The sequence below is a fragment of the Butyrivibrio sp. AD3002 genome (assembly GCF_000420905.1).
Classification (GTDB): domain Bacteria; phylum Bacillota; class Clostridia; order Lachnospirales; family Lachnospiraceae; genus Butyrivibrio.
Window position 1 is genome coordinate 88,937 of sequence record NZ_ATVV01000006.1, and the last position, 26,100, is coordinate 115,036.

Here is a 26,100-nt window from a genome sequence, read left to right on the forward strand (position 1 = left end):
CGCTCGACGTCCGGGGGACGTCGGTTCAGCGCGGACCGAAGCGGAGCGAAGACAGGTGGCACGAAGTGCCGGATGAGGGGTAAAACAGGAGGACAACAATATTATGAAAAATAAACTGGTAAGTATTATGATGGTGGCAGCACTTATGGTATCGATGATATCAGGCTGTTCTTCAGGTAATACAAACAATGAGACAGCAGGAACAGAGCAGACTTCTACTGAGAACACCACTACAACATCTACAGGCGGTAACGACGCCAAAGCAGCCAGCCTTCTTGATAAGAAGGTCGGAATTTGCATCTATCAGTTCGATGACGATTTTATGGCTCTTTTCAGAAATGAGCTCAAAAGCTACATGGTTGCACAGGGATTTTCCGCTGACAACGTAAGCATAGTTGATAGCGAGGGTAATCAGGCAGTGCAGACAGCACAGATTCAGGATTTCATAAAGGATGGAGTGGATGTACTCATCGTGAATCCGGTAAATACTTCATCAGCTTCCGATATAACTGATCTTGTAGTCGGTGCCAATATCCCGCTTGTGTACATCAACCGTGAGCCCGATAACAAAGAAGAACAGAGATGGAGAGATAACAACTGGAAGGTATGCTATGTTGGCTGCGATGCCCGCCAGTCCGGAACATATCAAGGCGAGATCATCTCAGATCTTGGTATGGATACCATTGACATGAACAAGAATGGTAAAGTTGACTATATCATGATACAGGGCGATCCCGAGAATATCGACGCACAGTATCGCACAGACTTTTCAATAAAGGCACTTCAGGACGCAGGAATGGATGTTAACTGCCTCACAAGCGGAGTCGGCAACTGGGATAAGCAGCAGGCGAAAAAGCTTGTTGCGGATGCACTCGAGGCTCATCCCGAGACCGAAGTTGTATTCTGCAACAACGATGCAATGGCCCTCGGGGCCCTTGAATCCATCGAAGATGCCGGCAGAACAGTCGGAACCGACATCTATCTTGTAGGTGTGGATGCCCTTGTGGAAGCCCTTGAAGATGTTATCGACGGCAAGATGACAGGAACAGTCTTTAACGATCATTTCTCACAGGCTCACAGTGCCGCCGACGCAGCTATCAACTACATCAAAGGCCAGAGCAACGAGAACTATATCGGCTGCGACTACGTAAAGATCACAAGCGACAACGCACAGAAGATTTTGGATGCAGTGAAGTAATTGGGGCTGCAGAAAATACTTGGTGATAAAAAGGCTAGAATAAGACTCAATATATTGAAAGGGCTGGAGACTCCAGCCCTTTAAGACTTTTATTTTCGGAAAGTATAGGTATTATTTCTGCATGAGACTTACATTTGAGCTACGGATGTGCTTGATCAGGCAAGTCATAAGTCAAAAACAGGGAAATCTTGAAGTAGACTTGCAGAAAAAGAGACGGTAGTAGGAACATACAAGTCAAACAGAGAGAACTGATGAAATAGACTTGGGGAAATTGAAAAGGTAGGGGAAACTTGCAAGTCAAACAGAGGGAAATGATGAAAATAGACTTGTAGAAATTGAGAAAGCAGGAGAAAGCCATAAGTCAATCAGAGGAAAATATGATAATAGACTTGCAGAAATTGAAAAGGTAAGTAAATGACGTAAGTCAAAGATAAGGAAATTTTGAAGTAGACTTGTAGAAATTGAAAAGGTAAGTAAATGACATAAGTCAAATAGAGAGAAAATCCTAAAATAGACGTGCAGAAATAGAAAATGTAAGAGAAAGACAAAAGTCTATAAGTGAGAAAACTCGAAATAGACTTACGAAAATGAAAAAGCAAGCAAGTTAAAGAAAAAAGATAAATCCAATAGAGGAAAAGCCACAAAAGGTTTTATCTCGCGGAATAAATGTTGGGCCTGAGATAAATCCAATCGCGAAGAATTATTGATTGGATTTACGGAAGGAAGCAGGTAAAAAGATAAAGATAAATCCAACCGGGGAAAATACCTAAAAAGTTTTATCCGCGGGAGTTTAGTATAGGCAATAGATAAATCCAATCGCGAAGAACTGTTAATTGGATTTACGGAAGGAAGCAAGTAAAAGAAAAAAGATAAATCCAATATCAGAAAATTCCCAGAAGGATTTATTTGTTTAAACAAGGAGAAAGAAAAAGATAAATCCAACAGAGCGAAATTCCTAAATGGATTTATGTACTTAAACAAGTAGAGTAAAATCAATAGATGTAAGAGCAATATCAAGCAAAATTTGACAGAAGAAGCAAAACATAGATGGAGTAATATAGGCACAATATGAACATAACAATTACAGATGATTTCGACCTTAAGAAAATACAGCTGAGCGGGCAGTGTTTCCGCGTAAAAGAAGTGGCTCCGGGAATATTTAGATTTATTACCGGGGAGAATGTAGTTTACATAAAGAAATTTGAAGAAGCACATACTACAGAGAAAAACCCTAAGGATAACGATAGAAAAAAGAATAGCGCAAACACCTACGAAGTTTCCTGCTCTGAAGAAGAGTGGAAATCCATCTGGGAACCCTACTTCGATTTCGAAAGAAACTACGCGGACATATGCAATAAAGAGCGCGGAAAATATGCATTCTCGGATAAGGCCATAGATTTTGGCAGAGGCCTCAGAATCCTAAAACAAGATAAGTGGGAGATGCTGATATCCTTCATAATTTCGCAGAGAAAGAGTATCCCGGCAATATCTAGCGCGGTAGAGGCCGTTTCCAGAAAATTTGGAACAAGAATAACTACAGCAGGTCAGATCCAGCAAGACGATACTGAAATCTACGCTTTTCCGACCGCTTATCAGATGGCAACGGCGACCCTTGAAGATCTGAAGGAGTGCGGGCTTGGTTACAGGGCTCCCTACGTGCTCGATGCAATCAGAAAAGTCTGCAATGGTGATATCGACCTAGAAGCAATAGATTCCCTCGATGATGAAACTCTTTTTGAGAAACTCATGGAAGTTCACGGAGTAGGAAAAAAGGTGTCCAATTGCATCTGCCTTTTCGCCTATGCAAGAATGGGCAGAGCTCCGGTGGATGTGTGGATAGAGCGAGCAATTAATGAAGAGTTTGGCGGAGTCAATCCGTTTCCGGAATATGGTGAAAACGCGGGCATCATACAGCAGTACATATTTTACTATCAGAAAAATGCATGAGAGAGGCAATAATTGAGAAGAGTTTTTATGAAAGATTTGATAAGTTTAATTAAACATATAAAAAGTGCCTCGGTAAGCAGGCCGGTACGTATGGCAGCAGGTGCATTCATAGCCATTTTCATCGCAATCCCGCAGATTGCCCATGCCGGCTACGTGGTGGACATTGATTCTCCCGATGGGCCAAGGGGCTACGGGGTGTACATTGGCGCGAGCGCGGAGCAGCTCCACAAGAAGCTCGACGGCGACACCAACATTGGCCTTGCGGTGGTCGATGCGCAGTACCTTTCGGCAGAGGATATAGGCTCTTTGAAAAAAGCCGGCAGGCGGATATACACCTACCTGAATGTAGGCTCACTCGAGGATTTCAGGGATTACTACAAGACTTTTTCAGATATAACACTTGCTGAGTATGAAAATTGGCCCGGAGAATACTGGGTTGATGTATCAGAAGAGTCCTGGCAGGATTTTATTTGTGAGACTCTTGCTGCACAGTATGTGGCAAAGGGAGTTGATGGATTTTTCATAGATAATCTGGACGTATATTATATGTATCCGCATTCCTGGATCTACAAAGGAATTGTGAAAATACTTCAGAGGCTTGACGACAAGTACCATCTTCCGATCATTGTGAACGGCGGAGATACGTTTGTGTCGCAGCTCATGGATGAGAACAAACAGGACATTATCGCCGGAATCAACCAGGAGTCGGTTTTCAGTACGATCCTGGATTATGAAAAGGGCGAGTTTGGCGAGCAGACCGCATTTGACAGAAAATATTACACGGAGTATCTGGCCCGTGCGAAAAAAGAAGGCCTCGTGGTATTCATGATCGAGTACACCAACGACATGAGGCTTGTGGATAAAATCAGTGAATTCTGCACGCAGAATGGTTACAAATGCTATGTCACGGATTCGCTGAAACTCGATGGAAACGTGGAGTGAAAAGTTGTGGGGGATTTATGAAAAGATGTGTTGTAGTTGGGGGATCACCAATTGAAAACTATGAGTTTGTCCGCGGGCGCCTCAGTGATGATGAATTTTTCATATACTGCGACTGCGGGCTTTCTCACATGGAAAGGCTTGGTTTCAAGCCTTCTTTAATTGTGGGGGACTTCGATTCCCATGAAAATCCCGAATTAGATGTAGAAACCATAGTGCTGCCCACAGAAAAGGATGACACAGACACCGTTTACGCCGTAAAGGAAGCAATAAGCCGCGGCTTTACTGAGTTTGTGCTAGTTGGCGCGCTTGGAAAAAGATTTGACCATACACTTGGAAACCTCGCAATTTTGCTAATGCTGGATTCTAAGGGGCTATCGGGAATCATTTTAGATGATTACTCTGAGATCAGAGTCGTATCGGGAAAATTCACAATATCCGAAAAGTGCAAGTATTTCTCAGTGCTGGCGGCAGGCGGTGACGCCCACGGCGTAACAATAAAAAATGCAAAATATAACATTGAAGATGCGGACATTATCTCGGATTTTCCGCTGGGAGTTTCCAATGAAATTCCTGATGGCAATATCGCCGAAATCAGCGTACGAGAAGGCAGGCTGTTTGTTATTAAAATATTTAATGAATAAAGAACTGTTCGATAAAAATTGAATGGCAAAAAATAGAAAGAGTTTTCACGAGGGAGGAAAGACATGATATTTCTTGAAAAAGAAGGAGCACTTATAGCAAAAAGACAGGGGGAAACACTGAGAATAGAGCCCTGGGGCAAGAATTCACTGAGAGTTCGAAGCACGATGTATCCGGAGTTCACCGGAAGAAACTGGGCGCTGACAGATGAAGACGGGTGCATGGGAAAAGGTGCATCTACCGGTGGCAGCGCGGCCAAAGGCGAAATTTCTATCACAGAGCGCGAGGACGGCCCATTTGCGAGCATTGAAAACGGCAAGATCAAGGCAACCGTGAACTTTGCGGGGGTAATCACTTTTTATAAAGATGAAAAGAAGATCCTTCGCGAGTACTTCCGCTGCTACGGTGGAACCGAGTCAAAGGAATCAAGATGCCTTAAATACATTAACCGCGATTACAAGCCGCATGTGGGCGGCGACTACCGCATCACACTAAAATTCGAGAGTAACGACGGCGAGAAAATCTTCGGAATGGGCCAGTACCAGCAGCCCTACACGGATTTAAAGGGATGCATCCTCGACCTCGAGCAGAGAAATTCCCAGGTGTCCGTGCCCTTTGCGCTTTCAAGTCTCGGCTACGGATTTTTATGGAACAATCCGGCCGTAGGCCGTGTAACCTTCGGAAATAACTACACCGAGTGGGTGACCGAGGCCTCAAAGGAGCTTGATTACTGGATCACAGCCGAGGATACACCCAAACAGATTATTGAAAATTACACCGAAGTGACCGGCCGCGCGCCTGAAATGCCTGACGATCTTTTAGGACTCTGGCAGTGCAAACTCAGATACCGCACACAGGAGGAAGTCCTAACTGTAGCCCGCACCTGCAAGGAAAAGGGCGTTCCGATCGACTGCATCGTCATCGACTTCTTCCACTGGACCGTTCAGGGCGACTGGAAATTCGACGAGACCTATTGGCCCGATCCCAAGGCGATGGTGGACGAGCTCCACAGCATGGGCATCAAGGTCATGGTTTCCGTATGGCCTTCAGTCGACAAGCGCAGCGAGCACTTTTACGACATGTTGGAAAAAGGACTCCTTGTGAAAAACGAAAGAGGCGGACTTCAAAACTATGATTATCAGGGTGATTGCACAGTTTTCGATGCGACCAATCCCGAGGCCAGAGACTATGTATGGCAGGTCTGCAAGAAGAACTACTATGATCTCGGAATCGACATGTTCTGGCTCGATAACTCTGAGCCTGACCTTATCAAGTATGACTTCGACGCCCTGAGATACTACATGGGCCCCGCGCTGGAAGTCAGCAATATTTATCCGCAGTGCTATAGCCGCACTTTTTATGACAATATGAAAAAGGAGCAGAAATTACCGGTAGTCAACCTTCTCCGCTCAGCCTGGGCCGGAAGCCAGAAGTACGGAAATGTTGTCTGGTCCGGAGATGTACCGAGTACTTTTGAAGCATTAAGGGACCAGATCGCTGCAGGCCTCAATATGGGACTTGCCGGAATTTCATGGTGGACAACCGATATCGGCGGCTTCATGACCGACGATGTGAATGATCCCGATTTCAGACAGCTCCTTATCAGATGGTTTGAATTTGCGGTATTTTCACCAATCCTCCGAATCCACGGAGACAGAGGTCCCTATGACATTCCTCCGCTTGATAACAGAGATTTCGGCGGCGGATATCTTCACACCGGCCAGGACAATGAACTCTGGAGTTACGGCGAAGACAATTTCAAGATAATGAAGGATCAGCTGAATTTAAGACATGAGCTGAAGCCCTATATAAAATCACTTTTTGAAGAAACAAGCAAAAACGGCTCACCTATAATCAGGACACTTTTCTACGAGTTCCCGAATGATGAAAAGTGCTGGGAAACCTACGATGAGTACATGTTCGGAAGTGACTACCTGGTTGCTCCGATCCTTGAACTGAATCAGTTTGAGAGGCAGGTATACCTTCCTCAAGGAAAGTGGGAAGACATAAGAGACGGCAAGATTTACGACGGCGCGCAGACAATTACTGTAAAAGCTCCGATTGAATCAATTCCTGTATTTAGAAAAAAGTAAGGAGAGACACAATGCGAGACAAGAAAAAACTATTCACAGAATGTATTGACAGAATCATAGACTCAGGAGAGCTGGTGGGTTTAAATGCTCTTGTCCTGAAGGATGGTGAGGAAAAAATGTACGCAGAGGCGGGCTTTGCGGATCTTGAAGCAAAAAAGCCGTTTAAGCGTGATACCATCGTAAGGCTCTACTCCCAGAGTAAGCCAATAACTGCGGCTGCAGCGATGCTCCTCATTCAGGACGGAATAATTGAGCCATACGAGCCTGTCGGAAACTACATCGAGAGTTTCAAAAATCAGGAAATAGTTGAAGGCGGAGTAAGAAGGCCCGTGAGATGGGATCGCCCGATGTTCATAAAGGACCTTCTCGACATGACCTCAGGGCTTGTTTATCCCTTCGACAACACGGCGGCGGAGATCACAACAGGGCAGCTTTATAACGAGCTGATCGACAGACTTCCCACCGATAACATGATGAGCACCATGGAGTTCGCTGAGCGCCTGGGCAGGCTCCCGCTTGAATTCCAGCCCGGTGACCACTTCCGCTACGGCACAAGCGCCGACGTACTTGGCGCTGTAATAGAGAAGGCTTCCGGAATGAAGTTCGGAGACTTCCTGAAGGAGCGCATCTTTGAGCCGCTTAACATGAAGGACACAGGATTCTATGTGCCTGAAGAAAAAATGGACCGGTTCGCAACTGCCTATGATTGCTATGGAGAAGCTCCTGTAAGATACAGCGGCAACAACCTGGGTATCCGCGATGATGGAAAAAAGAATGCCTTCGAATCAGGCGGCGCGGGCATCTTCTCAACAATTGACGACTACGCGAATTTTGCAAGAATGCTCATGAACGGCGGAGTTTTTGAAGGAAAAGAAATCCTCACAAAGAATACCGTGCGCTTTATGACAGGAGCTCAGCTCACAGATGAGCAGCAAAACGACATGAAAACCTGGAGCGCCCTCGGCGGATTTTCTTACGGCAATCTTATGCGCATAATGAAGAATCCCGGAAGAGCCGGAATAATCGCAGGCGAAGGCGAGTACGGCTGGGATGGCTGGCTTGGCCCCTATTTCTGCAATGATCCCGAGAGCGGAACAACCTTCCTTATGCTGACGCAGAGAGTTGATTACGGCACCGGAGTTGCCACAAGAAAACTGAGGAATATAATCTTTTCATAAACGGAAAAACGCTACTTTTTTATAGTTATTTAACGAATACTTCAGCGCCGGTGTGCTAAGATTATTATGGATAAAACCGTAATTTGTGATTATTATAATCGGAAGGGCATATTATGGAAGGAAGCATTCAAACTTTAAAATACCGCGCGGAAGAAATTTTAGAGGCGATGACCCTTGATGAAAAAATCGGGATGATCCACGGAAATGAACTCTTCAAAACGAAGGGAATACCGAGACTTGGGATACCGCCGCTTGTAATGTCCGACGGCCCCATGGGAGTTCGCGCGGAGTTTGAAAAAGACGACTGGATTCCGATAGGAAACACCGACGATTATGTTACCTATCTTCCCTGCAACAGCGCGGTTGCAGCGACCTGGAACAGAAACCTTGCGAGCAGAACCGGAAGCGTTCTCGGCGAGGAGACCAGAGGCCGCGGCAAAGATATAATCCTTGCGCCCGGAATGAACCTCAAAAGGTCGCCACTTTGCGGAAGAAACTTTGAATATTTCAGCGAGGATCCTTTCCTGACCTCCGAGATGGCATCGGAATACGTAAAAGGCGTCCAGAGCTGGGATGTTTCCGCATGCCCGAAGCACTTCGCCCTGAATCACCAGGAAACTGCAAGGCTTGAAGTCGATGAAGAAATCGACGACGATGTTCTTGATGAACTATACCTCCAGGTGTTCAAGGACGTCATAGACGCTGCAAATCCTTACTGCATCATGGCTGCCTACAACAAGCTTCGCGGCGAGTACTGCTGCGAGAGCAAGCTCCTTTTGAACAAGATTCTCAGGGAAAAATGGGGATTCCAGGGACTTGTGATCTCCGATTGGGGCGGCATCCACAATACCAAAGAAGCTGCCGAAGCGGAAATTGACCTGGATATGTCTGTTACAAGCGATTTTGATAATTACAAATTTGCGAAGCCGCTAAAGGACATGGTTTTAAGCGGCGAAATCGACGAGGAAATAATCGATCGCAAGGTAATCCGCATTCTGATCCTGATGCTTCGCCTCAACATGCTTGATGAGGACGTGATGATCAGGAAAGATGCGCCCTACAACTCATTTGCAGCAAGACAGGATTGCCTTGACATCGCAAGGGGAAGCATCGTACTTTTGAAAAATGAAGACAAGCACCTTCCTCTCTCACGATACGAAATAAAGAATAAGAGAATTCTTATAATTGGCGAAAATGCAAACCGCACCCATTCAAACGGCGGCGGAAGCGCAGAAATCAAGGCCCTTTACGAAATCACTCCGCTTCTTGGAATTAAGGGAAGAATCGGCGGAGCGGCAAAGGTCGACTACCTGCGGGGTTACGCCAGCTCTCAGGAAGCGATTTTCAGCTATGAGGGCACAAACTGGCAGGCTACAAGCCTTGATGACATTGAGGAAACCAAGGACTCTGCGGAAGATGCAAAAGAAAAAGAAGAGCTTTCAAAGCTTCGTAAAAACCTAAGAGACGAAGCTCTTGCTGCCTGCGATGACTATGATTATGTAATTTTCGTAGGCGGATTAAATCACGATATCGACCTCGAGGGTAAGGACAAAGAGAATATAAAGCTCCCTTACGAGCAGGATGAACTTCTTGAAGAACTTTTGGAAAAACGTCCGGATACCATAGTTTGTATGATAGGCGGCGGCGCCGTTGATATGACAAGATGGCTTGATAAGTGTAAAGCAATTGTGTGGATGTATTATAATGGCATGGAGGGCGGAAACGCGCTCGCAGAGGTTATCCTTGGGGACATCAATCCCTGCGGACACCTGCCGGAGACTTTTTATAAATCGGAAAAAGACTGCTCAGCCCACAGTATAGGTGACTTTGGGGACACTGAGATGGTTCATTACAAAGAGCGTTTCCACATCGGATATCGCCACATTTACAAGGAAAATATTCCCGTGCAGTTTCCTTTCGGATACGGACTGACCTACTCCGATTTTGAGATATCGAAGCTGTCCTTCAACACCGGACGGCGCATGGTCTGCGGCAAGCTTACCAACAAATCCGATGAGGACGGCGCAGAGATAATCCAGGTCTACAGACTGCCCGACGAAGCGCACGACTACCTTGAACTTGTCGGCTTCGAAAAAGTATACACCAGGGCAAACGGAGAAATAGAATTTGAAATAGCTGTCCGCGACAGAGTCGGAATCGGCAAATATGCCGTCGGCTTCAACAGCGGAGAACTAACGACGATAGAATAAAACAATAATATGCCTTCTATGCCTTCCCCTTGGGGGGCGCTCGACGTCCGGGGGACGTCGGTTCAGCGCGGACCGAAGCGGAGCGAAGACAGGTGGCACGAAGTGCCGGATGAGGAGAAAATGCTAACCATAAAATGTGACCTGCACACCCACACATTATACTCGGCGCACGCCTACTCAACCATCGAGGAGAACGTGCGGGAGGCCGAGTCCATAGGACTGGAGCTTCTTGCCAGCACCGACCATTTCAGTTCCATGGTCGTTGCAGAGGACGAGGATCTGCGCTCCTACCAGTTTTTCACCAATCAGGGGTGCTGGAAACGCTTTTGGCATGGCGTTAAACTCCTTCGCGGATGCGAGGTGGACATAGTCAATCCCGAGGGCTACCTCTTCGGAATGGGACTTCCTATAAAAAGATCAATCGCAGGCGATCCCTACAAGGAAGACAAAGACCTCTTTCACAGAGCGACAGAGAACCTGGACTTTATCATAGCAAGTGTGCACGGAAAATGGGGACTTCAGGGCATCACTAAAAACCAGGCGACTCAGATGTACATCACCGTTCTGGAAGATCCGCAAATACTGATGCTCGGACACATAGGCCGCGCCGGAATACCTTTTGAAACCGACGAAGTCCTAAACCGGGCAAAAGAACTACACAAACCGATCGAGATAAATGAGCACAGTGTTATCTGGAGCGGCGACGTTATGGACAGATGCAAGGAAATCGCCATAAGATGCGCAGAGCTTGGGGTAAGCATCTGCGTCAACACCGACGCTCATATCGCGACAGATGTTGGAAGATTTCCCACAGCGATATCAATGCTTGAGGAAATCCATTTCCCGCAGGAACTCATCATGAACCGCGACAGCGAAAGCTTCCTTTCGCAGTACTACGCGGCCGGGTTCCCGGAAATCAAATTCGACGAGCAGTAAATTGCAGAAAAGAATTATACAAGCCTTCCCCTTGGGGGGAAGGTGGCACAAAGTGCCGGATGAGGGGAACATTAGGTGTCTGCGAAGCAGACGGATGAGGGCAAGTATGAAAATAGTTTTAGAAAATCTAACAAAAAAATTCCCAAACAGAAACAAAAAAATTAAGGGCGATGTCATCGCCGTAAATAACTTCGACCACGAAATCCCGGACGGGAAGCTCATTGGGCTCCTCGGTCCTTCGGGCTGCGGAAAAAGTACGGTCCTTAACCTTATAAGTGGCCTTGAAAAACCGACTTCCGGCAAGATTTTCTTCGGAGATGATGACGTGACAGAGCTTCCGGCTGAAAATCGCGGAGTGGGGCTTGTTTTCCAGAATTATGCGCTGTACCCACATCTTAACGTGCGTGAAAACATAAGGTTCCCGCTTGAGAACCTGCGTGGAAAGGATAAGCTTACAAAGGACGAGATGAACAGCAAAGTTCTTAAGACCGCAAAGCTTGTGCAGATTGAGAGCCTTCTTGACCGCAAACCCTCCGAGATGTCGGGCGGACAGCAGCAGAGAGTTGCGATTGCGAGAGCACTTGTTAAGCAGCCAAGAGTCCTCCTTCTGGATGAGCCCTTGTCAAATCTTGACGCAAGACTCCGCCTTCAGACAAGAGAGGAGCTCAAGAGAATTCAGATAGAGACCGGAATTACCACAATTTTCGTAACCCATGATCAGGAAGAGGCGATGAGCATCTGTGACTCCATCGTAGTTATGAAGGACGGCTGCATCATGCAGTACGGCGCGCCTCAGGATGTCTACGACTATCCGGACAACCTCTTTGTTGCGAAATTCCTGGGGTCTCCCCAGATCAACGTCTTCAAGGGCGAGATCAGAGGCAGTTCACTTTTCATAGGAAAAGACTATGTGATGGATGTGAAGGACCTCTGCGGGCATGCCGGAAGAAATTGTGAGAAGGGAGAAATATCCCAAAATGCCAATGGTGCCGGAAGCTCGGAAATCAGACCGTGCTACGTCGCTATAAGACCTGAGGGCTTTGAAGCCCTGTCCGAGAATGATACAGATAATTCTTTTGGAACCCTTCGCTGCGAATTCAGAAAAATGGAAGTAATGGGGCGTGACACCAGCATTATCTGTACACACGAGGCTTTTGAAGGAACCGTGATAAGAGCGATAATCCCTTCGGAGACACGTCCCCAGTTCATCGGAGGCGAAGTCTGCTTCAGACTTAAACCCTCGAAGGTCCACATTTTTGACGCTGAAACGGAGGATGTAATCCGGTGAGCAATAAGAAACAGACCCTAACCGCCTGGCTGTGCCTTCTACCGGCGATCATATTCCTGGGAGCATTCCTCGTCTATCCGATGATAGACGTATTTGTGTACTCCTTTGAGGAGGGCTACAACTTTGCGTCGCAGAGCTATTTCGGACTCGGAACCTACAACTATTCCTACGTGCTGCACGACCCGTATTTCATACAGGCTCTGAAAAACACCTTCATAATCGTGCTTATAACAGTGCCGCTTTCCACAGGTATTGCGCTGATTATTTCGATAGCCTTAAGCTCAATTGACAAACTGAGGGAGCTTTTCCAGACGATCTATTTTCTTCCCTACGTCACCAACACTCTGGCGGTGGGACTTGTTTTCATGATCCTCTTCCAGAAAACCGCGTACACCGATGGCATGGTTAACGTACTTATAAACGCGTTCGGCGGCGAAAGCATCGATTTCATTGACGGCCCCTACTGGGCAAAAATGTTTGTCATGTGCTTCTACACCATCTGGTGCGTGCTGCCCTTTAAGATCCTGATTCTGACGAGCAATCTCGCTTCCGTCGATCCCATCTACTACAAAGCGGCTAAGATAGATGCAACTCCCAAGTGGAGAATTTTCACGAAAATCACGCTCCCGATGATCTCGCCCATGATCTTTTACCTGGTCATCACCGGATTTATCGGGGCTTTCAAAGCATACAGCGACGAGGTTGCGCTTTTTGGAACCGACCTCAACGCGGCAGGCATGAACACAATCGTAGGCTACATCTACGACATGCTCTACGGCAACAGCGGCGGCTACCCGTCCTATGCCTCGGCTGCAGCGATCATCCTGTTCGCCATAGTATTCACCATCACCGTCATCAACCTGCTCGTCAGCGAGAAGACGGTATATTACCAGTAAATTAGAAAAAGCCTTCCCCTTGGGGGCGCTCAACGTCCGGGGGACGTTGGCTTAGCGCCGACCGAAGCGGAGCGAAGACAAGGTGGCACGAAGTGCCGGATGAGGGGTACACCCAATGAATGACCTTAATTACGAAAAAATCGAAGCCCGCGACCGGGCCGCCACAATAGCCCAGGGAATTGTGAAATACCTTTTCCTGACCTTCTGGGCCCTAATTGTTCTGTTCCCTTTTTACTGGATGATTCTCACATCCTTTAAAAGCTACAGTTCCTACAACAGCGAGTACGTGCCGAGACTTATCGTGACATCGCCCACATTCCAAAACTATGTGAGCGCGTTCACGGAAGTTTCTCTGGGAAGGTACCTGATAAACACCTTCATTTTCACGGTGGTTACCACGGGCATAATGCTTGTAATCGTGGTTCTTTCCGCATTCGCGTTTTCAAGACTCGAATTCCCCGGAAAAAACCTGGTATTTGCGCTGTTTTTATCACTGATGATGATTCCAAATGAACTCGTCATCATCACAAACTATGTCACAATCACCGACCTGAATATGCGCAACTCCTTCCCCGGCCTGGTGCTGCCGTCCGTCATCTCGGTTTTTTACATATATCTTCTTAAGGAAAACTTCGAGCAGATTCCGGATGAACTCTACAAAGCAGCAAAGGTAGACGGGACCAGCGACATGCGCTATCTATGGCGCGTCATGATTCCGATTGCAAAGCCCACACTCATCACCATCACAATCCTGAAGGTCATCGAGTGCTGGAATTCTTACATCTGGCCGAGACTCATCACTGACGACTCCAACTATTTTCTCGTCTCCAACGGAATTCAGGAGATACGTGAAAACGGCTTTGGCCGTGAAAATATCCCCGCCATGATGGCAGCAGTGGTGGCAATTTCCGTACCGCTGATGATTTTGTTCCTTGTATTTCGAAGGAAAATCATGGCCGGAGTTGCAAGAGGAGGTACGAAGGGATGATGCCGAATTTTTGCAACAAAAAATCCATAAAGAAAATTGCGCTTGCAGCCACTATGGTACTTACGGTCGCCATAAACGGACTTGCATTATCCGCCTGCCACGGAAGTAAAGAAGCCCGCGGATTCGAGATACCGGAATCTTTTGATGAGAACAAGAAAATTGAAATCACCTTTTGGGCAAAGAATGATACCAACAAAACCCAGACAAGAATATACGAAAAAGCGATCAAGCATTTTGAGGAACTTTATCCGAATGTGGATGTAACAATCCGACTATACACGGATTATGGCAAAATATATAATGACGTAATTACAAATATCGCGACAGATACCACGCCCAATGTCTGCATAACCTACCCCGATCATATCGCGACTTACATGACCGGCGCGGACACAGTTGAGCCATTGGACGATCTTTTCGCAGATGAAAAATACGGACTTGGCGGCAGCGAGCTGAAATACGACGCTCCGACCATTGACGAGATTGTTCCTGAGTTTTTATCAGAGTGCAAGATTGGAGGCAGCCACTATGCAATCCCGTACATGCGCTCGACCGAGGCCTGCTATGTAAATAAAGACTATGTTGAACAGCTTGGATTCGAGATGCCTGAAGTCCTCACCTGGGATTTTGTATGGGAAGTTTCCGAGGCAGCACTTGCGAAAAACGAGGATGGCACCTTCAAGCTAAATGACCAGAAGGTCATGATACCTTTTATATATAAATCCACCGATAACATGATGATTCAGATGCTGAAACAGCAGGGGGCAGGATACTCAAACGATAAGGGGGACATAGAGCTTTTCAGTGATGATACCAAGGCCTCCCTCATGACAATAGCAGAGCATGCGAAAACCGGTGCATTCTCGACCTTCAAGATTTCCGGATATCCGGCAAACTTTCTGAATGCAGGACAGTGCATTTTTGCAGTCGACTCAACCGCCGGCTCCACCTGGATGGGCTCCAAGGCACCACTCCGCGACATCGCGGAAGACAAAGTGGTGGACTTTGAAACCGTAGTATATCCCATTCCACAGTACTACTCGAAAGATGGAGAGCTTCTGGATGACAGTATTAAGGCAGCGGGTGGCCGCTATGCCATGATTTCTCAGGGACCGTCTATCTGTATCTTCAATAAAGAGGATCCGCAGGTTGTGCTTGCATCCTGGCTTTTTGCGCAGTACATGCTGACGAATGATGTCCAAATGGCTTATGCCGAGACCGAAGGCTATGTTCCTGTCACCACTAAAGCTCAGGAATCTGCTGAATATAAGGACTACCTGAATAGAGCAGGTGAGGATAACAGCACATATTACGATGTGAAAATTGCTGCTACAAAGCTTCTTCTCGATAACCAGCGCTATACCTTTGTTACCAGTGTATTCAACGGCTCCACCTCGCTTCGCGACGCAGCAGGTGCCCTGATCGAGAATGTCACCAAGTCGGTTCGCAGAAAGAAAGAAGTGGACGACGACTTCATTGCCAAGCTCTACGATGACACCAGAAGCCTCTACCACCTTGATTCCGGCAGCGCAGTAAACGCCGGCAAAGCAGACCTCGGCGAACTTCCCGAGGAATCCAAGTGGCTCATCAGGATATTGATTGGCGCCTGGGTACTGATCGGCGCGTACTTCTTCTATTCGAGGAAAAGTGGCAAGATTTCGAAAGAATAGTTTTTTCACCAATAGAGTGATATAATAGTCGGCGATAACAGATAACGGCAGTGAGCCAAGTGCACATACAACAGCACAAACCCGGCAGCTGACCATTACAGGAGGAAAAAAATTATGAAAAAGAAGACTATCGCAACATTATTGACACTTGCATTTGCTGTAAGCATGATCGGATGCGGACAGGCTAAGACAGAAGCTCCCGCAGAGACAGCTACAGAGGCTGAGAGCACAGAAGCAGCTGATGCAGCTGAGACAGAAGAGAGTGTAGCAGAGACAACAGAAGAAGCAGCAGAAGAAACAGCAGAAGAGACAACAGAAGAAGCAGCTGAAGAGACAACAGACGACGCAGCAGAAGAAAGTGATGCAGCAGAAGACACAGAAGCAGCAGATGACGCAGATGCTGCAACAGGCGATGTTATGAGCCATGACGATTTCGCTGCTGCTGATCTTGATGCAGAGGTTACAGTTGAGACCTATGTACAGGCTAAGCAGGGCTGGTGGGAGAAAGACGGCGTAGGCGTTGCTACTTTCTACACACAGGCTGAGGATGGTGCTTACTTCCTTTACAACATGCCTTGCTCTGAGGAAGACTACGCTAAGCTTGAGCAGGGAACCAAGATCAAGGTTACCGGTTACAAGACAGAGTGGGAAGGCGAAGTTGAGATCATCGATGCAACTTACGAGATCGAGGACGGAAACTTTGTTGCTGAGGCAGAAGATGTAACAGCTGACCTTGCAAGCGATTCTATCATCGACCACCAGAACGAGTTCGTATCTTTCACAGACATGACTGTAGAAGCAAGCAAAGATGCTGACGGAAACGAAGTTGCTTTCCTTTACAACTATGACGGATCAGGCTCTCAGGGCGACGACCTTTACTTCAACGTATCTGCTGATGGAAATACCTACACCTTCACAGTTGAGTCTTATCTTTGCGACAAGGATTCCGACGTTTACAAGGCTGTTGAGGCACTTAACGTTGGCGACAAGGTTGACATGGAGGGCTTCCTTTACTGGTACCAGGGCGTTAACCCCCACATCACCAAGGTTACTGTTAAGTAATAAAAAACCGAGACATGCAAATCGCTCAGACTTTGCAGTATTTTGAGGAATTTTTAATAGAAATTAAATAGTATTGGCATATATAAGGCGCTATCATAATATTGGTAGCGTCTTTATTTTTTTGAGATATATATGAGTTTGTGAAAAGACGCCATGAGGGGAAACACAAATGGATGCAAAAGTTGTCCAATTCAGCGACTATGTAAAAAAGAGAAAAAGTACGCCGATCAGAAGACTTCTGAGCTATTTCAAAAAACTGAAAAAGTCAGGCGCATTCACAGGCAGAAGCATCGCGTTTCTGATATTTTTTGTGATGATTGCATGCCTTATTTCAGGCTGTAAAGCGCCTAAAGGAAGGGGAGACAAGCTCCTTGGCCGTGAGGTCACAGTGGGTTTTGCGCAGGTTGGTCATGAATCAGACTGGCGAATAGCGTCCACCAATTCGGTGAAACAGGCACTTTCTGAGGAAAATGGCATAAAGCTCGACTTCATTGACTGCGACAACGACACCGATGTTCAGATAAAAGCCGTTTCCGGCTTCGTTGACAAAAAAGTTGACTACATCGTCATTGATCCCATAGTTTCCACAGGCTGGGAAGACGTCCTTACAAAAGCGGAAGAGGCCGGGATCCCGGTGATTGTAATCGACAGAACCATTGATGATTCCGAGAAATACGTCACCTGGCTCGGGTCTGAATTCACAGATGAGGGCCTGGCCGCCGGCGAGTGGCTTAAAAACTATGCAGCAAAAAAAGGCCTCAGGGAGATAAATATTATAGAGGTTACGGGAAATGAGGGTTCTTCAGCGGAAAACGGGCGCTCAGCCGGTTTTCACAAGTATATCGAGTACGAGGCCTGGAACATCATTGACTCCCGGGACGGCGAATTCACCGAGGAGGGCGGAAAACGCGTCATGGATGAATTCTGCGAGGAATATAAGGGCGAGTTCAACGTGATCGTGGCCCAGAATGACAACATGGCCTTTGGGATCATGAAGAGCCTCGACGAGCACGGTATCAGCTACGGAGTTGGCGGCGACATGATAATAATTTCTTTCGACGCCTGCAAGAACGGACTTAAAAATGTACTCGATGGTAATATCAATGCAGACTTTGAGTGCAATCCACTCCAGGGCCCTGCTTGCCTTAAACTCATTTATGACCTGGAAAAACAGGCCAAAATTCAGAAGGAAACCTTCATGTCAGAGACCTGGTACGCCGCCGAGGACATCGTCCCCGAGATAACTTATTTCAACAGCATGGGTGAAGAAGTGACCGAACCGATCGTGGTTGTGGACAAGGCGGCAGTTGAGGCTGCTTACTAATTTGGTCTCCGATTTTTTTAAAAAATCCAAAATTTCATCAACCACAAAAACCATATTTGTGGTATAATACATTCATGGCAAACACAATATATTGTGTTTTGGGGAAAGCCAGATAATCTGCAATCTTGTTGGTAAAAAGTCACTTTTCTATTTGAAAAAAGTTTTTTGGGGGAGTCATGGACTACGATTATCTATCTTCAATTGTTTCAAATTACAGTAATCTGACATCGCTTAATTCCATGTCCGGAGGATTGCTCGGAGGCAGTTCGGCTCTTGGAAGCGCATCCGCATTGGCGAGCATCGGAAGCTCACTTGATACAGCTGATGCCACAAGTGCTCTTGCAAGTGCCAACTCTTTTTCAAGCATACTTGGGATGGTTATGAAGTCGGATCTTCTCGGGCAGACAGCTTCTTCCGAAGATTCTGCAGAGGCCATTGTTAGTGACCTTTCGAAGGAGGCAGAGGATAGGCTGATAGGTATCGCCGGTGCCGCTTCTGATGGCACAGCAGAGGGCGAAGCCAGAAGCAACCTGATTCTCCAGAATTACCTCTACACTGCGATGATGAAGGATTCTATCGACAATTCCCTTACAGATAAGGCGGATTTCACATCGGGACTCTTTTCTAATCTAGCTGTCGGATCCGAGGATGGTGAGGGCAATTCAGCACTCAGCGCGCTCACGGATACAGCACTTTCCGCAATCGGCAATTACTCAGGTTACAAGAGTTTACTTGATAACTCGGCAGAAGATCTGCAGAACCTGGTAGCATCAGCATCATCCGGCTCAACCAATAGAAGCACGGCTAATGCAATCAGCTCATCGCTTGGCTCAGACGTAGCATCGCTTGATAGTTCTGATGAGGACAGCATCATCTCTTCCTACACCGGACAGGGATCGCTCCTTCGCGAGATGCTAAACAGCCTTTCAAGTGATCTCATGAGCACCTCGGTTGCAAGCCAGGAGACCAGAACTTCTGACAGAAGCATCGACTCACACCTTAGAAGCGCCGACAATCCGAATACACACCTGAGACTTCGCTCAGCTTACGGCAGAGCATGATCAGGAATAGCATGCGACCTAGCGGCCTGATGAATTAAAATCGAGTCATACAAATTCTAAAAGAATGGCGTAGAAAACCGGTAACCACCTGATTTTATTAGGCGATTACCGGTTTATTAGTTATTTACCTATATTTCTTTATGAAGAAGCAAACGATATTTTTAAATTCACCTTAAATGCTGCGAAGCATTTCTTGTATGTTATCTTTTTATTACAGATTCTCAAAAATACTTGTACTCTGATTCAGTCTCTCTGTAACCTTGTTATTCTCAATCATCGCACTATCGATACCCTGGATTTCACCAACAATCTCAGTAGAGTTCGTAGCGGAAAGACCGATGGCCTCTGTACTCTGCTTAACCGACTCAGTGATGGACTCAACGGAATCAGCCATGCGATCCATGATGGTATTGAGGTTGTCTGCCTTGTTCGAGAACTTCTCAAGCATGTCATCCATCATAATAGCAGCCTGCTCGTACTTGTCTCCGGTTTCCACGAAAGAATCATAGTCAGCGATAACGGTATTATTGATGAAATCGATAACTTCCAGAGCATTATTGGAAAGGCTCTTAACAGCGGTTGTCACCTCATTACTGATAACCTGAATGTTACCGGCTGTCTGGCGGCTGTTTTCAGCAAGGGCACTGATTTCTTCAGCAACAACGGCGAAACCTTTTCCTGCTTCACCTGCTCTTGCAGCCTCAATAGAAGCATTCAGAGCAAGGAGGTTTGTCTGAGAAGCGATGTCGAGAATGACATTGGTAAGCTCGTTGATCTGGGAAACCTTCTCACTATCCTTAACGGAAATCTGGAGAACCTCGCCAAGTTCTGTAATCTTCGCGCCGGTATTCTCTTTCTTCTGAGTTGCAGCGGTCTTGATCTCGTCTGCCTCATTCTTGATTGTGATAGCGGTCTGAGCACCTTCTGCAGCTTCTTTTCTGATCTCGTCCGCAGCGTCCTTAACTTCTTCAAGACGTCCGTTGATCTGATCAGCTGTTGAAGAAACAGTATCCATACTTGCAGACAGCTCTTCCAAAGCAGCTGAAGTATTTGTGATGTTATCACTTGCCTTCTGAATCTGGTCAGTCATCTCATCGGCAGAAGTACGAAGTACAACAGTACCGTCTTTTACATCCTTAATAATATCCTGAAGAGTGCCTATAAACTGGTTGATTCCATCCACAATTGACCAAAGCTCTGTCTTGGTCTGTGTTCTTACACGAGTGGTAAGATCACCTTTTCCTGCATTGATGTTGTCGATGATACCAACAACTTCATTAGAGATGGCACTGATCTTGTTACTGATTCTGACAATGCTAAGTACAAGACCTGCAACTATGCAGAGAATGATAATTATAATTCCGATAACAGCCTTTTTGGTACCATCGTTGAGAGTCAGCTGAAGGTAGGCACCTAAACCAACTGACAGCCCCTGTATTGATGCCTCGGCAGTATCGAAAGCAGCGTTCATGCTGGTCATATTTGGATAATAAGATGAAGAAAGAACAGTGAAAGCAGGCTCCATGTCCCTTGCCATGCAGCTTTCCATTATAGAGTTTGCATCAGCAAGAAATGCGTTAAGGGAGTTTTCAAGAGCTGCATATTGCTCAGCGCCATCAGCAACCTGAGTAACCCAAAGGCTGGTGCTGAGATACTCGGTGAGCTCAGGTATCTGTGCTTCTGCAGCCTTAAGAGTATCTGCGTATCCCTGCAAAGTTTCATCATCTACACTCTCCATAGAAGCTGCACCTATAAGTGCACTAAGACTACCGTCTATCTGAAGAGTAGCTTGTTTGAGTTTTCCTTCTGCAATAAGAGTGTCAACTTCATTTGTGCTGGCCGTAACCGCAGTATTCATCATGCCTTTCATACTGTTAACCAGAATGATGGTAACAATCACAACTGCTAACAGAATCACCAGGTTTACTGCAAGATTCTGAAATGCAATCGTCTGGAAAAAACCACCCTTTGTAGTGGCCTTTGTGCCTGTTGCACCTTCATTGATATTATTTTTGTTTGCCATTTCTTCGCCTCCCCATAAGGTAAAGTGATTACATGAATAATCTAACTAGCACAAGAGGATTTGCCTCTTGCGCATAGTGGTTGCTATATACAATTATTATAGCGCGTTATGGGGATTCAAATCATTAAATAAGAATAAAATAAGCGTGAAATCGTTAATAACAACCCCTCTGATTAATTTTTGTCGAGTGGGAGGAGCTATGCGGGTAGGAGTAAGTCAATCAGGGTTATATTTTCATTTTTGACTTGCACGCGGGAGCTTTGTAGTGCCTGAGTGTAAGTCTAAAAGGGTGATATTCCCATTTTTGACTTGCTCGCGGGAGCTACTACACGGCTAGTCTTAAGTCAACTCGCGAAGAAATTATTAATAGACTTTCGTTTTGGACGAAGTAGGCTAAAAACGATAAGTCAAACAGAGCAATAATCCCACTTTAGACTTATGCGCGGGAGTAAATACACGGTTAGGTATAAGTCAATTCGCGAAGAAATTAATAATAGACTTGCGGTCTGGACGAAGTTGGGCAAAAACGATAAGTCAAATAGAGCATGAATCCCGCTTTAGACTTGGTCGCTAAAACTAATTTGGCAAAACGATAAGTCTACAAGACATAGAATCCCAAAGTAGACTTGCACTCAGAGACCAACTATACATCTTAAAAAGAGTTATCATACAACATTAAAGAGCAACAACACATAATTGCAGCACGTAACCAACTTACATAAGATAATGCTCTATAACTGCCATAACCTTCTTAATATTTAATGGTATCTCAGAAGTCTCGCGGGTAATAATCAGCCCATCACCAAGAAAGATTCCATTCTCTTCATACTCATCCAGCTTGTGCATAAGATTTTTATCCAAATATTCAGGATCATCCAATCTTCCCAGATGTTCCCAATACACAACCTTTCGAGAAGGCATCTTGAGAATAGTAAAGTCAGGATGAACCTTGGTATTCCCAAGAAATAATGGACATTCATACTTATATGCGATGCCGGTTTTTCTGAGAGCGTTGGCAATCATAACCTCCGATTTTGAGCGCACTTGTTCTCCGGAATCAGTAAAATGCTGAGCTTTTTCATCTTTTCTTGCATAAACTTCATAAGGCTCTTCGAGCCAGGATTTCACAAATTCTTCATCAGGAAGAAAGTGTGGTGTAATCAGAACTTTTCTTGCTGAAATCAGATCTTCATAGGCATGCTCGTATGTTTTAGGTGGCATCTTCTTTTTGAAGCTGCTTATGGCAGATAACTCCTTGTTCACTGCATTTTTTACATCAATCTCATAATCTCTCTGAGCTATTCGCTTGGCCTTATCAAATTCATTTTTCTTAACATATTTTCCGGCTTTATCGTAGCCATCTTTCCTTAAATAATATGATGTTTTGCCTTTGTGGTTTATTATCTTTAACTTCCCCGAAGGTGCTTTCTTAAGCTTGTTCTCGCAATCTTTAAGAACCTTATTTAACTCATTCTCCCTCTTAACTAATTCTGTACTAATACTAATTTCAGACATGTTTGTTCCTTCCTTTCCTCAAAACCTTCGACTGATATCTCTGATAGCAGATCTGTCTTGTAACTGCCGAACTCGTTACCTTTTTCACGTACGGCCGTACGTCCTGTTGTACGCCGCTTAAGTGCAAAAAGGGCATAAAAAGCGCAAGTAAGGCGCAAAAACTGCGCAAACAGCAGCATGTAATGTTATATAGTTATTGCAGGAATGGATATATTGATTGAAACTTCAGTTAAATTGTTGTTTCAAATTGGATAAATGTAAGCCGAACTGACTTACAAAATGATTTGTTCCAACGAACGGAAGATACAATAACACAAAATCATATTCTGTGTCAATAATGCAATCAAGGCTGTTTGATATGATGGCGAATGCAAGGGCAATAGACCCGCTATTAGTGCACAATGTCAGTACAACTGTAAAAATGATAAGAATAGCCGAAAAGCATGCTAAAGCTCCAATTATCAGTTATTATAGGATATAGAAAAATAAACCTAAAGAGAATGATTATGACTAAAAAACCGGAAATACCAACCTCAAAATCCAACTCCATACAAACTAACACCCTACAAGTAAACTCCACACAAACCAACTCCACACAAACCAACTCGCCCTCACCCCGCATCAGTCTGCATCTTCGCGAGTTTGTCATAAGATTCTGGCCTGTGACGTTGGCAGCTTTGATTGGTATGCTGATTCCGGCAACAGGCTTTATCAGAGTACTCGCAATATACATCGCCATCTATGCCGTCTTTTTTTTCTGGAAGAATTATGCAAAAAAACACAAAAACGCAATAAGGAAAAACCCCCACCCCGGGTTTAGCAAAGAGCACCCGCTCATCATTAACGGAAGAATATTTGCCCAGCATGTGACTGGCGTTCAGCGCTATGGCATAGAAATAATCAAAAAGCTTGATGAAATGGTAGAGCCCGGAGAGGCCATACTTGCCCTCCCCTACGGAGAACTCCAAACACAGCCTGAACTTAAAAACATCGAGATGGTACGCATAGGAAAAGGAAATGGAAATAAGTGGACGCAGTTCCACCTGCCCATTCTCGCCTTCAAAAAGAGAGGCACGCTCCTTACCCTCGCAGCAATAGCGCCGGCTGTAAAGCCGGATTACGTCGTGGCGCACGACATCTCCTTTATAAGATACCCTGAGTCCTACGGCAAAGCTTTCCGCTTCATGTATCGCTGTGGTTACCTCATAACGCTCTACAGATGCAAAGGAATCATAACCATCTCTGAATTCAGCAGGGACGAACTGATAAAGTACTATGAGCTTGATGAGGACAAATTTGCGATTGCAGGAAACTCAGCAGAACAGATCCTGGAAAAACCGGAAACATCACAGGATTCGCAAAAAGGAACCCTCAAACCAGACCAAAACTCAACCCTTAAGCCAGACCAAATCTCAACCCTCAAATCAGACCAAAACAAAGACGAAGACATACTTTCGAGATGGAACATCGCTCCGGGAGAGCGCTATTACCTAAGCGTCGGAAGTAAGAATCTTCATAAGAACCAAATATACATCAAAAAGCTTGCACAAAAATATCCAGACAGAAAGTTCATCGTTGCCGGGGGCAGTGCCACCCGCTCTTTCAGCGCGGCAGGAGATATTTCCAGGACTGAGAGCCCCGAAAACGCACATAACAAAATGGGAGACTTATCGGACAGCACTAACAAAGGCCCTGCAGACAATCCTTCAAACCTCGTTCTTACAGGCTATGTCCTGAACGAAGAACTCCGCACCCTCTACAACAACGCTTACGCCTTTATATTCCCATCATTATATGAAGGCTTTGGTATACCGCCAATGGAAGCGATACTCTCAGGCGTGAAGCACATAGCGCTGGCGGACATATCTGTACTCAGGGAGATATATCCTGTGGGCTGCTACTTCTTTGATCCCCGAAACGCAGACACATTCGATATTGAAAAACTGGATGGAACGAAGGAACCCATCATTACGCCCGAAATCCAAAACTTCTATAAAGAGAACTACACCTGGGAAAAATCTGCAAAAAACATCATGGATTTCATTAGATAGAGCCGCATATTTAGAGACAGAATCAGCCTTCCGCTTGCCGCGACCTTTTCAAACAGCCTAAAATGCGCTATTATATACAATTATCTGACAATATAAGGCCAGATTTAATATTTAGATATAAATATTGGAATGAGGAATAAATGGTATGAAAAAAGTTCTGATCTTTGGCGTGGGTGGCTTTGTTGGGAGCCATCTTGCGACAGAATTTAAAAACCATGGATATGATGTCTATGGTAGTGATAGAATGAGCGTCCATGCTATCCCTGATGTTGACGGCACTTTTGTCTGTGACCTCAACGACACCGACAGTGTGAAATCTATAATCGCTCTGGTAAGACCCACCCATATAGTGAACCTCGCTGCAGTCAGCAACGTAGGTATTTCCTGGAAAATACCCCGCACAACAGTAGACGTCAATGTCTGCGGATCACTGAATATACTCGAAGCTGTAAAGGACCTCGACCTTGATATCAAAGTGCTTCTTGTCGGATCCAGTGAAGAATACGACATCACCTACGGAGCAATTAATGAAGAAACAAGGCTCCAGGCAAGGAATCCCTATGGAATTTCCAAGATAATGCTCGAACAGTTCGCGACTCTTTACCGCGAACACTACGATATGAAAGTTTTTCACGTAAGAGCCTTCAACCACACAGGACTCGGACAGACGGACAGCTTCGTAATACCCTCCTGGTGCAAACAGGTAGCGGACATCTCGAAAAGCGGCAAGCCCGGCGTGATGAGAGTCGGCAACCTCAACGTGAGCCGCGACTTCAGCAACGTCAAGGACATCGTTCGTGCGTACAGACTCATCATTGAGAGTGAAAAATACAATGAGGTCTATAACGTTGGAAGCGGACAATCCGTCTCCCTCAAAGACCTTCTCGATTACATCATAGGTCTTTCCAGTCAGCCCATTACCGTGGAAACTGAGCCCAAGCTCGTTAGAAAAGGCGAGAACCCGGTTATTTGCTGCGATCACAGCAAGATTACAAAAGACCTCGGCTGGGAGCCTGAGTACAACATATTCGATACGGCCAAAGAGGTATACGATTATTATATGAATCACGCGTAATTGA

19 protein-coding genes are annotated in these 26,100 nt (G+C 45.7%); 17 read left to right on the plus strand and 2 right to left on the minus strand.

Going from position 1 to position 26,100, the window contains the following annotated elements:
- Positions 1 to 103 precede the first annotated feature (103 nt).
- The 15 genes from G596_RS0106350 (at position 104) to G596_RS0106420 (ending at position 19,432) form a co-directional block, all read left to right on the plus strand.
- Complete coding sequence (locus G596_RS0106350) at positions 104 to 1,198, plus strand: substrate-binding domain-containing protein (RefSeq protein ID WP_022761002.1); 1,095 nt, start codon at positions 104 to 106, stop codon at positions 1,196 to 1,198.
- 1,068 nt (positions 1,199 to 2,266) lie between these two features.
- The gene (locus G596_RS0106355) at positions 2,267 to 3,145 is read left to right on the plus strand and encodes a DNA glycosylase (RefSeq protein ID WP_022761003.1); all 879 of its coding nucleotides are present in this window, start codon (positions 2,267 to 2,269) and stop codon (positions 3,143 to 3,145) included.
- Between the two features lie 27 nt (positions 3,146 to 3,172).
- Positions 3,173 to 4,087: an endo alpha-1,4 polygalactosaminidase gene (locus tag G596_RS0106360; protein ID WP_049944850.1), complete on the plus strand. Its 915-nt coding sequence runs from the start codon at positions 3,173 to 3,175 to the stop codon at positions 4,085 to 4,087.
- 17 nt (positions 4,088 to 4,104) lie between these two features.
- Positions 4,105 to 4,728 (plus strand): thiamine diphosphokinase, encoded by a 624-nt coding sequence (locus tag G596_RS0106365; RefSeq protein WP_022761005.1) that lies wholly within the window; start codon positions 4,105 to 4,107, stop codon positions 4,726 to 4,728.
- A 63-nt stretch (positions 4,729 to 4,791) separates the two neighbouring features.
- Positions 4,792 to 6,819, plus strand: a complete 2,028-nt coding sequence (locus tag G596_RS0106370) for a glycoside hydrolase family 31 protein (RefSeq protein WP_022761006.1) — start codon at positions 4,792 to 4,794, stop codon at positions 6,817 to 6,819.
- A gap of 11 nt (positions 6,820 to 6,830) precedes the next feature.
- Entirely contained in the window at positions 6,831 to 7,997 is a 1,167-nt protein-coding gene (locus G596_RS0106375) for a serine hydrolase domain-containing protein (protein WP_022761007.1), read from the plus strand.
- Between the two features lie 113 nt (positions 7,998 to 8,110).
- Positions 8,111 to 10,207 carry a glycoside hydrolase family 3 protein gene (locus G596_RS21235; RefSeq protein ID WP_022761008.1) on the plus strand — a complete coding sequence of 699 codons (2,097 nt, stop codon included), beginning with the start codon at positions 8,111 to 8,113 and terminating at the stop codon, positions 10,205 to 10,207.
- 120 nt (positions 10,208 to 10,327) lie between these two features.
- Positions 10,328 to 11,143, plus strand: a complete 816-nt coding sequence (locus tag G596_RS0106385; protein WP_026671224.1) for a PHP domain-containing protein — start codon at positions 10,328 to 10,330, stop codon at positions 11,141 to 11,143.
- A gap of 106 nt (positions 11,144 to 11,249) precedes the next feature.
- Positions 11,250 to 12,431, plus strand: a complete 1,182-nt coding sequence (locus tag G596_RS0106390; protein WP_022761010.1) for an ABC transporter ATP-binding protein — start codon at positions 11,250 to 11,252, stop codon at positions 12,429 to 12,431.
- Complete coding sequence (locus tag G596_RS0106395) at positions 12,428 to 13,327, plus strand: carbohydrate ABC transporter permease (protein ID WP_022761011.1); 900 nt, start codon at positions 12,428 to 12,430, stop codon at positions 13,325 to 13,327. Before G596_RS0106390 ends, G596_RS0106395 begins: the two co-directional genes overlap by 4 nt.
- A 115-nt stretch (positions 13,328 to 13,442) precedes the next feature.
- Positions 13,443 to 14,315 (plus strand): carbohydrate ABC transporter permease, encoded by an 873-nt coding sequence (locus G596_RS0106400; protein WP_022761012.1) that lies wholly within the window; start codon positions 13,443 to 13,445, stop codon positions 14,313 to 14,315.
- Positions 14,312 to 15,985, plus strand: a complete 1,674-nt coding sequence (locus tag G596_RS21240) for an ABC transporter substrate-binding protein (protein WP_022761013.1) — start codon at positions 14,312 to 14,314, stop codon at positions 15,983 to 15,985. Before G596_RS0106400 ends, G596_RS21240 begins: the two co-directional genes overlap by 4 nt.
- A gap of 114 nt (positions 15,986 to 16,099) precedes the next feature.
- On the plus strand, positions 16,100 to 17,047 hold the full coding sequence (locus G596_RS0106410; RefSeq protein WP_026671225.1) for a hypothetical protein: 948 nt from the start codon (positions 16,100 to 16,102) through the stop codon (positions 17,045 to 17,047).
- A gap of 169 nt (positions 17,048 to 17,216) precedes the next feature.
- Complete coding sequence (locus G596_RS21245; RefSeq protein ID WP_022761014.1) at positions 17,217 to 18,371, plus strand: ABC transporter substrate-binding protein; 1,155 nt, start codon at positions 17,217 to 17,219, stop codon at positions 18,369 to 18,371.
- Between the two features lie 176 nt (positions 18,372 to 18,547).
- Complete coding sequence (locus G596_RS0106420) at positions 18,548 to 19,432, plus strand: hypothetical protein (protein ID WP_022761015.1); 885 nt, start codon at positions 18,548 to 18,550, stop codon at positions 19,430 to 19,432.
- Between the two features lie 211 nt (positions 19,433 to 19,643).
- Here the strand turns inward: G596_RS0106420 and G596_RS0106425 are convergent, their stop codons facing one another.
- Both G596_RS0106425 and G596_RS23615 read right to left on the minus strand, forming a co-directional pair.
- Positions 19,644 to 21,455: a methyl-accepting chemotaxis protein gene (locus G596_RS0106425; RefSeq protein ID WP_022761016.1), complete on the minus strand. Its 1,812-nt coding sequence runs from the start codon at positions 21,453 to 21,455 to the stop codon at positions 19,644 to 19,646.
- 714 nt (positions 21,456 to 22,169) lie between these two features.
- Positions 22,170 to 22,970 carry a hypothetical protein gene (locus G596_RS23615; protein ID WP_022761017.1) on the minus strand — a complete coding sequence of 267 codons (801 nt, stop codon included), beginning with the start codon at positions 22,968 to 22,970 and terminating at the stop codon, positions 22,170 to 22,172.
- 506 nt (positions 22,971 to 23,476) lie between these two features.
- Between G596_RS23615 and G596_RS0106435 the strand changes: the two genes are divergently transcribed.
- Positions 23,477 to 25,021 (plus strand): glycosyltransferase family 4 protein, encoded by a 1,545-nt coding sequence (locus G596_RS0106435; protein WP_196805198.1) that lies wholly within the window; start codon positions 23,477 to 23,479, stop codon positions 25,019 to 25,021.
- 145 nt (positions 25,022 to 25,166) lie between these two features.
- Entirely contained in the window at positions 25,167 to 26,096 is a 930-nt protein-coding gene (locus tag G596_RS0106440) for a GDP-mannose 4,6-dehydratase (protein ID WP_022761019.1), read from the plus strand.
- Positions 26,097 to 26,100: the final 4 nt, after the last annotated feature.